Source organism: Bacillus sp. BF2-3, from assembly GCF_008368795.1.
GTDB lineage: Bacteria > Bacillota > Bacilli > Bacillales > Bacillaceae_G > Bacillus_A > Bacillus_A cereus.
On record NZ_QOSA01000010.1, the window covers coordinates 169,114 to 183,970 of the forward strand.

Genomic DNA, 14,857 nt, shown 5'->3' on the forward strand with positions numbered 1-14,857 from the left:
ATCCCTACTTTATGCAGTTTTTTTCTTCTTCCATAAAATCGCACCGATTAAAATAAGAACTGCTATCATAACAATTGTACCACCTGGCGCTAGATCAAGTTGATACGAAGCAAACATTCCACCAATTACTGCAATTTCACCAAATAAAATGGAAAAGAAAATTGTTTGTTTAAATCCTTTAGCAATACGAATACTTGCTGCAACTGGTAATGTCATTAATGATGATACGAGAAGAACCCCCACTACACGCATTGATACTGCAATGACAAGAGCAACTAATATAATGAAAATAAAGTGAATCCATTTCGCTCTTAAACCAGTTGATACTGCGTATTCCTCATCAAATGATAATAGAAACAGCTCTTTATATAATAAAATAATTGTCGCAACAACAACAATTGCTACAATCCCAATAATAATTAAATCTGTACTTGTTACAGCACTGACACTACCAAATAAATAACTAAATAAGTCTGTGTTAAATCCATTTGCAAGTGAAATGAAAATAACTCCAACCCCCATCCCTGCCGAAAGGATAATTGGAATTGCTAATTCTTGATAGTGCTTATATACAGTTCGTAACTTTTCGATTAGTAGCGCTCCACCAATCGAGAAAATCATCCCCATATATAAGGGGTTTAAAAATCCACCTGTAAAAATGGTTTTTTCAAGTAATAAACTTGCTGCAATACCCGATAACGTCACGTGACTTAATGCATCCGCAATAAGAGATAAACGACGAATAACAACAAACACACCAATTAGCGGTGCAACAAGTCCAATTAAAATACCTGCGTATAAAGAATTACGTAAAAAGTCATATTGTAAAAAATCTTGTATCATTATATCCTCCCGTGATGCTCATGTTCGTGTTCTAAACGATGAACATGATGTCCATATAAGACGGACATTTCTGCATCTTCTAACTCTCGGAACTTCTCTACATTTCCATGGAAATGTAGATGTTGGTTCAGGCATGCAACATGTGTTACTTTTTCAGTAACAGCTCCCATATCATGAGTAACAAGAATTAATGTGATCCCGAGCCTTTTGTTTAAATCCTCTAATATTTCGTAAAAACTTTCCACATTTTTCACATCGATTCCAACAGTAGGCTCGTCCAAAATAAGCAATTCAGGATCACTAACGAGCGCACGAGCAATAAATACACGCTGTTGCTGTCCACCAGAAAGCTCTCCAATGTTACGACCTTGAAACTCACTCATCCCTACATCAGCAATTGCTTTTTCTACCTTTTTTTTATCCTCTTTTGTAAAAAAGCGAAAAAGCCCTTTTTTCGAAACAAGTCCCATTGAGACAACTTCAGAAACAGTTGCTGGAAAACCAGAATTGAAACTATTTGCCTTTTGGGATACATAACCAACTTTGTTCCATTCCTTAAACTTCTTACTATCAACGCCAAACACGCGTATGCTTCCTTCTTTTGGCTTTAAAACGCCTAATAAACACTTAAGTAAAGTTGATTTACCTGAACCATTCGGTCCCACTAAACCTAAAAAAGCTCCCTTCGGAACTTGCAAATTAATATTTTCTAACACATTCCGATCTTCATATCGGAATGTTAAACCTTCAATTTCTAATATATTATTCATAGCATCTCACCTATTTTAATTCAGAATGATTCCGATTTATATCTATTTGAATTATAGTACAGCTTATTATAGTTGTAAACCAATCTGCCTAAAATATATCTATTTTTTCAAGAAACCTTACTATTATAACAAAAAGCAGAGAAAAATTCTCTGCTTTCAAAAAATATTCCTATAAACTTTTTAGTGAATAGCCGATTTAAACTTACCACCATTTGTCTCTTGCGTGCTCATAATCGTAACAAACGCATTTTCATCAATTTCATGCACAATTGACTTTAATTTCGTCACTTCTAGACGCGTTACAACTGCATAAATAACTTCTTTTTCTTTATCCGTGTAACCACCTTTCGCTACAAGCTTTGTCGTTCCACGGCCAAGACGATGCAAAATCGCGTTTGATACTTCCTCATATTGATCAGATACAATTAAAACCGCCTTCGTTTCATCTAGCCCTTGAATTACTGTATCGATTGTTTTAAATGCGATATAGTACGTCATAACAGAATACATCGCTTGTTCCACACCAAACACAAATGCTGCCCATGCAAAAATAAATAAGTTCACAAACATTACGAATTCACCAACAGAGAACGGTAGTTTCTTCGTTAATAAAATCCCCATAATTTCAGTTCCATCTAACGACCCACCATGACGAATTACAAGTCCTACACCAAGACCTAAAATAAGCCCACCAAACACTGTCGCTAAAATAGGTTCTGTTGTAAATGGTGGCACCGCATGTAACGTTGACTCAATGAAAGCTAACGCTACAATACCAAATGTCGAAGATAACATAAATGTTTTTCCAATTTGCTTATAACCGGAATACATAAATGGGATATTGAGAACAACGACTAAAGTAGAAAAACTTAACCACCAAATGTTAGGAGTAAGATAATCTAATATAAGAGAAATACCAATAATTCCACCATCAATAATTTTATTTGGCATTAAAAATAGTTCAATCGCCACCGCCGCGCATGCTGCTCCAAAAATAATCATAACTAAACGATAAATGAGATGAATAACACTTTCTTTTCGATGTTGCTTTTGCTCCATAAGCCCTCCCTGTACTCTTTTTCTGTAGTTTCGTCCTTATATTATAACATACGCTTCTTTTCCTCATGAAAAAAGAAACTCCATACGAATATGTACAAGCTACATGCTCATATATTTCGATAGAAGAACGCGTGAAGGAGGATAATAAGATGAACCTCATTAAACAAATTGTTAATAAAAAATTAAATCATATTTCTACAAAAGAGTTATTAAAATATAGCAAAGAATACGAAGTTCCTATTACAGCCGCACAAGCTGACCAAATCGTTTTACTTATGAAGGGTAAAAATATTAATATTTACGATAACAACGAGCGACTAGAGCTCTTAAAACAGATCGCAAAAGTAACTTCCCCTGCCACTGCCCAACAAGTAAATACATTATTTCAGCAACTACTAAAATAAGGAGGGGATTTCCCCTCCTTATTGCGCTTTAATTTTTTCAAGAAGCCCTTCATCAAAAGTGCCGTTTTTCAGCATTTCGATTTCCAATTTATATGGGGGCTTCTTATCTTTTTTATCTTCCCCTACATACGGTGTTTCAAGAATTTTTGGTACATGCATTAACTGTGGATGATGTACAATGTGATGCAATGCTTTATACCCAATGTGACCAAATCCAATGTTTTCATGACGGTCTTTTCCTGCTCCGCGTACATTTTTACTATCATTAATATGAAGTACTTGTAAACGATCTATACCAACGATCTTATCAAATTCGTTTAATACGCCGTCAAAGTCATTTACAATATCATATCCTGCATCGTGCGTATGACACGTATCAAAGCATACGGATAGCTTTTCATTATATTTTACACCATCAATAATCTTTGCAATTTCTTCAAAGCTACGACCGCATTCTGTTCCTTTTCCTGCCATCGTCTCTAAAGCAATGTTAACCGTCTGTTCTGGCGTTAACACTTCATTAAGCCCTTTAATAATTTGTTGAATACCAGCATCTGCTCCAGCACCAACGTGCGCTCCTGGGTGAAGAACAATTTGTTTCGCTACACCTAATGCCGATGTTCTTTCAATTTCCATGCGAAGAAAGTCTACGCCTAATTGGAATGTTTCTGGCTTCGTCGTATTCCCAACATTAATAATATACGGCGCATGGACGATAATTTCCTCAATTCCGTTCAGCTCCATATGTTTTCTTCCTGCTTCTATGTTCAATTCTTCAATTGGTTTTCTTCGTGTATTTTGCGGTGCACCTGTATAAATCATAAACGTTGTTGCACCGTATGAAACAGCCTCTTCACTTGCTGCTAATAACATTTTCTTACCACTCATAGAAACATGAGATCCAATCTTTAACATACAATCACCTCTTCAATATACAATAGATATAATGATAGCATAATTTGTAGAAATATGTAGTGAATTGTTTGTTCACAAAAGACGCACTACACAAATTCATATGACTATTTAGACAGACTATACTCTTCATTTAAATTAGCGGGATTAAAAAAAGATAAGGGAAACCCCTTATCTTTTTTTATTGCTATATTTTCTCTTCACTTTGTCACGTTCTGTTGCAAGTTTACGTTTATAGTTTGGTTTTACTTTTTTCGGTTTTTTAATAACTTTCGTTGCCATAACATCAAGTTCGTCATTTGGTTTTTTACGGCTCTTACGACGACGACGCTCACCTAAATCTGCCCACTCATCTCCACGTAAATCTACATGTTTAAACTCGATATGACGTTGTTTTTCTAAGCTATCTAACGCTTCTTCGTTTGCTGGATCATAAATCGTCACTGCAATACCAGAATGCCCCGCACGTGCTGTTCTTCCAACGCGGTGAACGAAGAAATCTAAATCTGATGGTAGCTCATAGTTAATAACATGGCTAATCCCTTCAATATCAATACCACGTGCTGCTAAATCAGTCGCAACAATATATTGGAATTCAAGGTCACGAATTTGTTTCATCATTTTTTTACGATCACGTGGTGATAAATCCCCATGAATTCGTCCAACTTTTAAGCCACGTTCCATTAATCCATCAGCAACTTGGTCTGCCATCTTTTTCGTATTCGTGAAAACAACTGCTAAATACGGTTTAAATTGAAGTAGCATTTTATGCACTAAATCAATTTTATTACGATGTTTAGAAGGCACTAAATAGTGTTCAATGTTTCCAGCTGCAACTTGTTTTGGATTGATATGAATATGCTCTGGATTCTCCATATATTTCTTCAGAAACGGTTTTAGTTTTTGAGGAATTGTTGCAGAGAAAACTAACATTTGCAAGTTTTTAGGCATGCGTGCTGCAATTTTGTCTACATCATGAATGAATCCCATATCAAGCATTAAGTCTGCTTCATCGACAATAATCGTATTTGCTTTATGAACAAATAATGCTTGTTCTTCAACTAAGTCTTTAATACGTCCTGGTGTCCCAACTACGATATGAGGTTGTTTTTTCAATTTCTCAATTGAACGTTGTTTATCAGTTCCACCAATTAAACAACGTGCTGTAATCATTTGGTCTTCCGCACAAAACTTTGTTAATTTCACGATTTCTTCGTAAATTTGTTGTGCTAACTCACGAGTAGGCGCTGTAATAACAAGTTGTACTTCTTCACGACTTGCATTAATTCTGTTTAATGTAGGAAGTAAGTATGCATGTGTTTTCCCAGAACCTGTTTGGGATTGTCCAATTACACTTACACCTTTTTTCACGACTGGGAAAATTTTCTGCTGAATTCCTGTCGGCTCTGTAAAGCGTAGTTCACGAACTGCATCTATTAAAAATGGTTTAAAATCATACTGTGTAAAAGTTTGTTGTGTCATAAGTTACACCTTCTTTCTAAAATTTCTACTGCGCGCACAAATCAGTCAAGTCTACATTATATCGAAATCTACAAGTAAAATCCATCTTTAGTTTAGGTTTTCACTTCAAAAACTAACCTTCTTCCCTTTTATTGCATATTGTATGTGTATATACCTAACTGAAGAAAGGAGGATTTCTCACATGTTTCCGAAATCCCCTACAAGGCAAATGTATCCGAATCCAGGGCAGCAACCTTATACACCATATCCAATTCCACAACTACCACCAATGGCACAAAAAAAGAAAGGTTTTCTTGCTAAGCTTTTTAAAAAACACGATCCAACCGAGCCTTTTATGCAAATGGTTCCACCTTACCGACAAATGGAAGGGCAACCGATGATGCATCAGCAACCACCACCGCCCCAATATCAACAGCAATATCCGCAGCAATACCAACAACAATATCCGCAGCAACATCCACAATATCAACCATACATGCAGCAATATCCTGAGCAAATGATACCGCCTCAAATGTATGAATCAACTGAAACGCGCGGGGGCACAACTACAGCTGCGGCAACAGCAAGCAGTGGCATCGGCAGTTTTTTTTCGAACTTAATTTCAAATCCAACTAATATGATAAATAACATCGAAAAAGTATCCCAAGTCGTTCAATCTGTAGGTCCTGTCGTCGAACAGTACGGTCCTATTATGCGTAGTCTACCAAGCATTGTTAAAATCCTCACCTCTGGAAAAAGCACGGAAGAAAATCAAACGGAAAATGTAACAGAGCCAGTTGAAGTAGAAAGTCCGCCTCCTGCACCTCAAAAAAAGAAACGAAAACGAAAGAAAATAGTGATTGAACCTGTAATAGAAAAAGAGTTACCGAAAGAACCAGTTCAACAAACAGCAACAAAACCAAAACTATATGTGTAACAATCCTTTGTTTTCTATCCACTCCTCCTTTATAATGTAAAAGACTATGCACAAAAGTATCCCTTGTTTAGAAGGAGAGGATTACTCATATGAAAATTGTTAAAATTTCCCCTCGTGGTTATTGCTACGGTGTTGTCGATGCAATGGTAATTGCACGTAACGCCGCATTAGATAAATCATTGCCGAGACCCATTTATATTTTAGGTATGATTGTTCACAATAAACATGTTACAGACGCTTTTGAAGAAGATGGAATCATCACATTAGACGGTCCAAGTCGCTTAGAAATTTTAGATAAAATTGATTCTGGTACTGTTATTTTCACTGCACACGGTGTTTCTCCAGAAGTTAAACAACGCGCAAAAGAAAAAGGTTTAACGACAATCGATGCTACTTGCCCAGATGTTACCAAGACGCATGACCTTATCGAAGCTAAGAAAGCGGAAGGGTATCATGTCATTTATATCGGTAAAAAAAATCATCCAGAGCCAGAAGGCGCAGTTGGTATTGCACCTGACATCGTTCACCTTATCGAAAGAGCCGATGATTTAAAAACATTAGAAATCCCAACAGATAAAATTTTAGTAACAAATCAAACAACGATGAGTCAATGGGATGTTCAACATTTAATGGAGGACATTCAAAAAAAATTCCCAACAGCAGAATTCCATAAAGAAATTTGTTTAGCAACTCAAGTTCGCCAAGAAGCTGTCGCTAAACAAGCTGATGTTGCAGACTTAACAATTGTTGTTGGTGATCCGAAAAGTAACAATTCAAATCGCTTAGCACAAGTATCACAAGAAATCGCGGGTACAAAAGCATATCGAGTTGCTGATGTAAGCGAAATTCAATTAGAGTGGCTACAAGGTGTAGAAAACGTAGCTGTTACAGCAGGTGCTTCTACTCCAACGCCAATTACGAAAGAAGTTATCGCTTTCTTAGAGCAATATAACCCAATGAATCCCGCTACATGGGAAAGAGTTCGAAAAGTACCGTTACAAAAAATATTACCTCGCGTGAAAGTGAAAAAAGAACAATAATAAAAACCGTTGCTTGCATGAGCAACGGTTTTTATTTTTCTTATACAAATATAAATGGATCTGTATGTAACTGCGAAGCATGAATGTGTACATTGAGTTTCTTTGCATCTACTTTTTCTTGTAATTGCTTTTGTACACCTTGTTTCATTACTTTTTCAACATTATGTCCTGGGTCAACTATATTTAAACCGAGCATCATCGCATCATGAGCAACATGATAGTACATGTCACCAGTTACATATACATCTGCTCCTTTAAATTTCGCTTGGTTTATATATTTATTACCATCTCCACCAAGTACAGCTACTTTACGCACTTTATCGTCTAACTTACCGACAACTCTTGCGCCCTTCACGTCTAATGATTGTTTCACATGTTCTGCAAATTGACCAAGCGTCATTTCTTCTTGTAAGTATCCTATTTTTCCTAGGCCTAACGTTTCACCTTTATTATCAAGCGGATACACATCGTATGCTACTTCTTCATAAGGGTGCGCCGTTACCATTGCTTTAATCACTTTCCGCTGTAATGAAGCTGGAATAATCGTTTCGATTCGCACTTCTTCTACACGTTCTAACTGTCCAGTTTCCCCGATATAAGGATTTGTCCCCTCTTGAGGTACAAATGTGCCTGTACCCTCGCTACTAAACGTACAGTGGCTATAATTGCCGATATGACCAGCACCTGCGTCTCCTAATGCATTCCTTACTTCTTCTGCATGAGTGACTGGCACAAACACAACAACTTTTTTCATTTCTTCTGCATATGTCGGTGCCAAAACTTCTGTATTTTGCAATCCTAACGCCTCAGCAAGTAAATCATTTACCCCGCCCTTAGCAACATCCACATTTGTATGCGCTGCATAGATTGCAATATCATTTTTAATACACTTTTCAATAATTTTCCCATACGCCTTATCTGTATGAATCGCTTTTAACGGGTTAAAAATTAAAGGATGATGAGCAATAATGACATTTGCCCCTAATTGAATTGCTTCATCCACAACTTCTTCCGTTACATCTAACGCAATCAATACGTGCCGCACCGGTTTATTAAGCGCTCCAATCTGCAGGCCAATCTTATCTCCTTCCATCGCCAAATGCTTCGGATACATACTTTCAAATAAAGAAATAATTTCATGGCCATTTGGAATTTTACTCATGATAAAACCTCCCCTATCATTTTCATTTTCGCTTCTACTTCCCCACGCTTCGCTTTTGTTTCTTCAGAATCAGCTGCACGTTCTAACTGTTTTAAAATATTTTGGAAGTTTTTTAATTCTCCTTCCCATTTTTCAACGAAGGCTTCACTTTTTTCTGTTATTAAAAATGGTCCCATAAACAATTCAGCTTGTTTATTTTCAGAGTAAGGCGCTGCAACATTTCCTCGCTCCCCTACTAAAATTTCGTAAATTTTCCCATCTTCTTTTACGATTTTTTCATGGATAAGCTCCCAACCATTCTCAATAAACCATTCACGAATATGATGCGCTGCAATATTAGGCTGTAAAATTAAACGTGTTACACCTTCTAATTTTTCTTTACCACTTTCTAAAATGTCACGAATTAACGCTCCGCCCATTCCGGCAACTGTAATTACATCTACTTCTCCTGGTGCGATAACAGCTAATCCATTCCCTTTACGCACATCTACTTTATCTTGTAAACCACTTTCAGCTACAGTTGCTTGCGCAGAGCGAAATGGTCCATCTACGACCTCTCCTGCAACTGCTTTTGTAGCAATATTATTTATAATTGTATAACACGGTAAATACGCATGATCCGATCCAATATCAGCGACTGTAGATCCTACTGGTATTTCACGTACAACTTCTTCTAATCGTTTTGAAAGCTTTACTTCATTCATGTATTTCCATTACTCCTTCTCTTGTCAGTCTGTCTCCATGATAATGAATTTATAGTAGTTGTTGCAAGCCCATAACAACAATTCACTGCTCTATCATTCATCGTATTTTAGAAAATATAGAAAAACAAGCCCTTTGCATAAGCAAAAGGCTTGTCATACGGAACTTTATTTTTTCTTCGATAACCAATCAGCTACTTTAGCGGCTTGATCAGCTGGAACTATATTGGCAGGCATATTGCCTTTTCCTTTCGAAAGAATTTCTTTAATTTCATCCTTTGAAAGTTTCCCACCAATTTTTTGCAAGTTAGGTCCAACTGCCCCTTGTAACTGATCACCATGGCAGCTCGTACAGCTTTGCTTCACAATATCTTCTGGTTTTGATGCCGTTTGTGCTGGCTTCCCGCCATTTTTTGCATCAGCTAACTCTTTAGATTTATTTAGCCCCTGAAATGAAAATACAAACATAACGATAATACCCAATGCTGCAATAAGAGCGAACGGAATCAGCGGATTACGTTTCATATCTCTTCTCCCCCCTCTATACCCCTAAATAGTTAGATGATTCAGTCATTTCCATTGTACTTGAAAACGCTCTATCAGAAAAGAGTAAACTACCACTTGTTAAAAACATTCCATAAATTCAGTTTATTGTTTTTTATTGTCATATCGCTTATTATTTCGATAATTATTAACGTTTCTCATCATATTTTTCGCTTTTCTACATATATTTTTGTATAGAATAAACAAAATTAATCGAAAAATCGAAAAATGAGCATTTGCAAATCAAAAGACAATTCTGTAAAATAAATTACAAGAAATTGTAATCGTTGCCGATAGCTAAATTTTAACAAAAATTAACAAAATAAAAAAGTTTACTTCACAATGGTGAAGTAAACTTAAAAAATAACCTATTCTAAGAAATCCTTAAGACGCTTACTACGGCTTGGATGTCTTAATTTGCGAAGTGCTTTTGCTTCAATTTGACGGATACGCTCTCTTGTTACGCCAAATACTTTCCCAACTTCTTCAAGCGTACGAGTTCGTCCATCATCTAAACCGAAACGAAGACGTAGAACATTTTCTTCACGATCTGTTAGCGTATCTAACACATCTTCTAATTGTTCTTTTAGCAATTCATAGGCTGCATGGTCCGCAGGCGATGTTGCTTCTTGGTCTTCAATAAAGTCACCTAAATGGGAGTCATCTTCTTCACCAATTGGTGTTTCAAGAGAAACTGGCTCCTGTGCAATTTTTAAGATTTCACGTACTTTTTCTGGAGCAAGATCCATTTCTTCACCAATCTCTTCAGGAGACGGTTCACGACCTAAATCTTGTAATAATTGGCGTTGTACACGAATTAACTTGTTAATCGTTTCAACCATATGGACTGGAATACGAATTGTTCGCGCTTGGTCTGCAATGGCACGTGTAATAGCTTGGCGAATCCACCAAGTTGCATACGTACTAAATTTGAAACCTTTACGATAATCGAACTTTTCAACAGCTTTAATTAGACCCATATTACCTTCTTGAATTAAGTCTAAGAAAAGCATACCACGGCCTACATAGCGCTTTGCAATACTTACTACAAGACGTAAGTTTGCTTCTGCAAGACGACGTTTTGCTTCTTCATCGCCTTCTTCAATACGCGTTGCAAGTCGAATTTCTTCTTCTGCAGATAGTAAGTCTACACGACCAATTTCTTTTAAATACATACGAACAGGATCGTTGATTTTAACCCCTGGTGGTACACTTAAATCATTGAGGTCAAACTCTTCTTCTGTTTTTGAAATTTGGCGATTATTAGGGCCTTCTTCGTTGTCATTATCACCAACTAAGTCAATGCCTTGTTCACCTAAATATTCATAGTATTCATCCATTTGATCGGATTCAATTTCAAATCCATTCATGCGTTCTGCAATCTCTTCATATGTAAGAACGCCACGTTTTTTTCCGAGCTCAGTGAGTTGTTCTTTCACTTGCTCAAGGGTCATTTCAGTTTCAATTTGTTTAGAACGAGCTGGTTTGTCAGCCATCTGTTCCCCTCCTTACGCGAGATACAAACATTCATTATACTAAAACTTTATCAAAAAAGCTATTTTCTCGCTTTTTGATTTTGTAAATATGCTACATAATATTTAGCAGCCTCTACAGGATCTGTTTTTTCCATTTGTTTCACTTTAAAGATGATCTCCATCTTTTCAAGTTTTTCCTGATGCCGTCTAAGCGTCTCCAAATGGCCTTGTAACACTTCTTCTGTGTATTCTGGATTAATAAATTCATCCGTCGAAATATCAGTGATAATATTTTTCAACTTTTCATCAGAGAGCCAACTTAAAAATGTTCCAACTGAAGGTTCATTTCCCTTTTCATAATATGCGTATAGTTCATATAAAATCCCTTTATGTTCTTCTGTATGAAAATCTTCTATATGGGATTCCATACGAACAGCTACTTCTGCACTTTGCAACATATGGTAAATAATTTCTCTTTCCGCTCTTTCAAAACCTGTTAACTTCGGTTTTGTTTGAACGACTTGAGACGGTTTAGCAACCTGCTTTATTTGTTTTTGCTGTACCTTTTGTTCTTTGCGATATTGGTGCAATTGATTCAAAAGTGTTTCCATTGAATACGAAAATTCTTGCGATAATGACTTCAAATATGACTCTGCCTGCATCGCATCTTGTAACAACGATAACTCTTTTAAAACACTTTTCACATATTCTTCTTTGCCAGACTCATCTTGCAAATTTTTCCCTAAACGCAAATAATTTATTTTAAAACCAACAAAACTCACACTTGATTTCACAAGATTTTCAAAAGCGGTAGTCCCATATTGTTGCACATATTCATCAGGATCAAGCTTATCTGGCAAGGATGTGACTTTCACTTGGCAACCAACTTTTAGCAATAATTGCCCTGCTTTCATCGTCGCTTCTCGCCCTGCTTTATCACCATCATAGCAAAGAACAACAGTTTCAACGTTACGTCGCAGAAGTTTTGCTTGTTCTTCAGTTAAAGCTGTTCCCATTGTCGCAACAGCTTCTTCCACACCACTTTTTACCGCAGCTAGCACATCGGCATATCCTTCAAAAAGAACCACTTGCCCACGCTTTCTAATAAACGGTCTTGCTTGGTGGAAGTTATACAACAATTTACTTTTGTGAAAAATCGGTGTTTCAGGGCTATTTAAATATTTCGGAGTGTCATCCCCTAACGCCCTTCCACTAAACGCTATCACCTTACCTTGTAACGTATAGATCGGGAACATAACTCTTCCACGGAAGCGATCGTAATGACTACCATCCTTCTCACTTCTTATTAGAAGGCCAGCTTGTTCCATACTAGACAGCGATAAACCTCTTTTTTGTAAAATTTTCGTCGCCGCATCCCAAGCAGGTGATGCATAACCAATTTCAAACTTCTCAATCATCTCTTTCGTAATACCACGGTTTAATAAATATGAAAGTGCTTCATTTCCCTCTTCCGTATTTACTAATAAATGATGATAATACTTTTTCAATAATTCATGAGCTTGTTGCATGATGACAGTGTCATCAGATATGTCTTCTTGTTGTCCTTGTCCTGATGTGTACTCTGCAACCGCAATTCCATTTCTTTCGCCTAGCTTTTGAACAGCCTCGGTAAAAGCCAGTCCTTCCATTTTCATTAGAAAGGAAAATACATTTCCACCTTCTCCACATCCGAAGCAATGAAAAATTTGCTTATCAGATGAAACAGAGAATGAAGGAGAATTCTCACCATGAAATGGACAAAGGCCGAAATAGTTACGCCCCTGTTTTCTAAGTTGAACGTATTCACCAATGACTTCTACAATATCGGATGATGTCCGAATCTGTTCAACAACTTCTTCGGGAATTCTGTTCCCCATAACTCCATCTCCGTGTCGTATTTTGTATTCGATATAAATTAAAAAATTCCTTTATAATTCGACAATATTTTTCTAAACTTGTTAGAAAGTGTTGCCGATTACATTGTATAAACGATTTTGAACCTTTCCTATAGGTCCTTTATCTGCATAAATCGCATATACATACTTGCTATATAAAATTGTATACATTTGCTCATCTGTTACAAATGTATCTCTTAGAAACAATACATATACACCTTTTTCCAAGAAGAGTAGCAAGCCACATATACTGTTTGATCTTGAGATCTGTAACTTTTTCATGTTGATCCATATAACAATCAACTCCATTTTGTTCAGTATCTACAATGATCCAATTGCCTTGCTATTTCCTTAAAGGATGAGCATATGATGCGACAAACAAAATTCCGACATGAAATTCCGCTCCAACTTGCACAATTTCAGCCTTCACGGGATATACATCTACACCAACTAATATGTTGTTGATGTTTTGCATATTTCTGTATTCTACATCCCTTCTGTGAATCCTTCCATAATGTGCGTTTTCTTGTATAGATTTTGTCGATTTAACGTAATTACATGTCTTTTTCGTAAATCCTATCCCTAGTTTATTCTGAAAAATTAAAGTCTAAACGTAAAATATAGGTTTTTATCACAATTTTTTATTATAATATATTTTCTTCAACTACGCTACATATCCCTTTATTTTTTCATCTTACATTTCAGGATGACAAACTCACACCTTGAATATACTAAAAGACAAAGGAGTATAAGTATAACCATTACACTACAATCTATTACAAAATCCATAGGTATCATATTTCACACGAGCGAAAAAAGCACATTCACCTTTGGTAAATGTGCTAAAACATTTTTTGGTTTTGCACTGCATTCACAATAATATTTGCTGTTTCTTCAATCGCTTTATTCGATACATCGATTACTTGGCAATTTATTTTACTAATTACTTCCTCAAAATGATCAATTTCTTCTTGAATACGATTAATATTTGCATATGTTGCTCCATCACTTAATCCAAGTGATTTTAATCGTTCTTTTCGAATATGATTTAACTTATCTGGCGTAATTTTCAAACCGAAACATTTTTCTTTTGCCACTTGATATAGTTCTTCAGGTGGGTCAACTTCTGGCACGAGTGGTACATTCGCAACTTTCAAGCGTTTGTTATGAGCTAAATATTGGGAAAGTGGTGTTTTTGATGTACGCGAAACACCAATCAACACGATATCTGCTTTTAAAATACCTCGTGCATCTCTGCCGTCATCATACTTCACAGCAAACTCAATCGCTTCAATCTTTTTAAAGTATTCTTCATCTAACCTACGGACAACACCTGGCTCATATCTCGGCACTTGCCCCGTAATTTCTTCAATTTGATCAATAAGAGGGCCGATAATATCGTATGCCTCTACCCCTTCTTTTGCAGCCTCTGTTACTAAATACTGGCGCATATCAGGCTTAACTAACGTAAAACATATAAGTGCTTGATTACTCTTAGCAATCGAAATCACTTCTTTTAATGTCCCTGTATCTTCTACATACGGTACACGTCTAATATCAGGAGCAAATGGGAATTGCCCCATTGCTGCTCGAACAACCAAATCAGCCGTTTCCCCTACAGAGTCAGATACGACATATACGATTTTATTATCCAT

15 protein-coding genes are annotated in these 14,857 nt (G+C 36.4%); 3 read left to right on the plus strand and 12 right to left on the minus strand.

Translation table 11 applies throughout. The features are described 5' to 3' along the window. Positions 1–9: 9 nt before the first annotated feature. The 3 genes from DN401_RS09980 to DN401_RS09990 all read right to left on the minus strand — a co-directional run bounded on the left by DN401_RS09980 (position 10) and on the right by DN401_RS09990 (position 2,672). Complete coding sequence (locus DN401_RS09980) at positions 10–843, minus strand: metal ABC transporter permease (protein ID WP_000613815.1); 834 nt, start codon at positions 841–843, stop codon at positions 10–12. Beyond that, on the minus strand, positions 843–1,613 hold the full coding sequence (locus DN401_RS09985; protein ID WP_001059662.1) for a metal ABC transporter ATP-binding protein: 771 nt from the start codon (positions 1,611–1,613) through the stop codon (positions 843–845). Before DN401_RS09985 ends, DN401_RS09980 begins: the two co-directional genes overlap by 1 nt. 180 nt (positions 1,614–1,793) lie before the next feature. Continuing rightward, positions 1,794–2,672, minus strand: a complete 879-nt coding sequence (locus DN401_RS09990) for a YitT family protein (protein WP_000435963.1) — start codon at positions 2,670–2,672, stop codon at positions 1,794–1,796. Positions 2,673–2,821: 149 nt separating this feature from the next. Here DN401_RS09990 and DN401_RS09995 point away from each other — a divergent pair, with 149 nt between their 5' ends. Beyond that, entirely contained in the window at positions 2,822–3,076 is a 255-nt protein-coding gene (locus DN401_RS09995; RefSeq protein ID WP_001048954.1) for a DUF2624 domain-containing protein, read from the plus strand. Between the two features lie 18 nt (positions 3,077–3,094). Here DN401_RS09995 and DN401_RS10000 read toward each other — a convergent pair whose 3' ends face one another. After that, complete coding sequence (locus DN401_RS10000; RefSeq protein ID WP_000912460.1) at positions 3,095–3,991, minus strand: deoxyribonuclease IV; 897 nt, start codon at positions 3,989–3,991, stop codon at positions 3,095–3,097. 168 nt (positions 3,992–4,159) lie between these two features. After that, entirely contained in the window at positions 4,160–5,470 is a 1,311-nt protein-coding gene (locus tag DN401_RS10005; protein WP_000194017.1) for a DEAD/DEAH box helicase, read from the minus strand. Positions 5,471–5,651: 181 nt separating this feature from the next. Here DN401_RS10005 and DN401_RS10010 point away from each other — a divergent pair, with 181 nt between their 5' ends. Both DN401_RS10010 and DN401_RS10015 read left to right on the plus strand, forming a co-directional pair. Then, on the plus strand, positions 5,652–6,386 hold the full coding sequence (locus tag DN401_RS10010) for a YqfQ family protein (protein WP_000484167.1): 735 nt from the start codon (positions 5,652–5,654) through the stop codon (positions 6,384–6,386). Positions 6,387–6,475: 89 nt separating this feature from the next. Then, the gene (locus DN401_RS10015; protein ID WP_000706662.1) at positions 6,476–7,426 is read left to right on the plus strand and encodes a 4-hydroxy-3-methylbut-2-enyl diphosphate reductase; all 951 of its coding nucleotides are present in this window, start codon (positions 6,476–6,478) and stop codon (positions 7,424–7,426) included. A 40-nt stretch (positions 7,427–7,466) separates the two neighbouring features. On the opposite strand, the gene DN401_RS10020 is transcribed toward DN401_RS10015, so the two are convergent. The 7 genes from DN401_RS10020 to DN401_RS10045 all read right to left on the minus strand — a co-directional run bounded on the left by DN401_RS10020 (position 7,467) and on the right by DN401_RS10045 (position 14,857). Then, positions 7,467–8,588: a Nif3-like dinuclear metal center hexameric protein gene (locus DN401_RS10020; RefSeq protein ID WP_000036243.1), complete on the minus strand. Its 1,122-nt coding sequence runs from the start codon at positions 8,586–8,588 to the stop codon at positions 7,467–7,469. After that, positions 8,585–9,292, minus strand: coding sequence for a tRNA (adenine(22)-N(1))-methyltransferase (locus DN401_RS10025; RefSeq protein WP_001006542.1), 708 nt, complete (start codon positions 9,290–9,292; stop codon positions 8,585–8,587). The genes DN401_RS10020 and DN401_RS10025 overlap by 4 nt, the downstream gene beginning before the upstream one ends. Before the next feature lie 165 nt (positions 9,293–9,457). After that, positions 9,458–9,814: a cytochrome c550 gene (gene cccA, locus DN401_RS10030; RefSeq protein WP_000828141.1), complete on the minus strand. Its 357-nt coding sequence runs from the start codon at positions 9,812–9,814 to the stop codon at positions 9,458–9,460. Positions 9,815–10,200: 386 nt separating this feature from the next. After that, positions 10,201–11,328, minus strand: coding sequence for an RNA polymerase sigma factor RpoD (gene rpoD, locus DN401_RS10035; RefSeq protein ID WP_000764065.1), 1,128 nt, complete (start codon positions 11,326–11,328; stop codon positions 10,201–10,203). Between the two features lie 59 nt (positions 11,329–11,387). Beyond that, positions 11,388–13,184 carry a DNA primase gene (gene dnaG, locus DN401_RS10040; RefSeq protein ID WP_000528221.1) on the minus strand — a complete coding sequence of 599 codons (1,797 nt, stop codon included), beginning with the start codon at positions 13,182–13,184 and terminating at the stop codon, positions 11,388–11,390. 81 nt (positions 13,185–13,265) lie between these two features. Further along, positions 13,266–13,409, minus strand: coding sequence for a hypothetical protein (locus tag DN401_RS29760; protein WP_000479733.1), 144 nt, complete (start codon positions 13,407–13,409; stop codon positions 13,266–13,268). 635 nt (positions 13,410–14,044) lie between these two features. Beyond that, complete coding sequence (locus tag DN401_RS10045) at positions 14,045–14,857, minus strand: pyruvate, water dikinase regulatory protein (RefSeq protein WP_000368944.1); 813 nt, start codon at positions 14,855–14,857, stop codon at positions 14,045–14,047.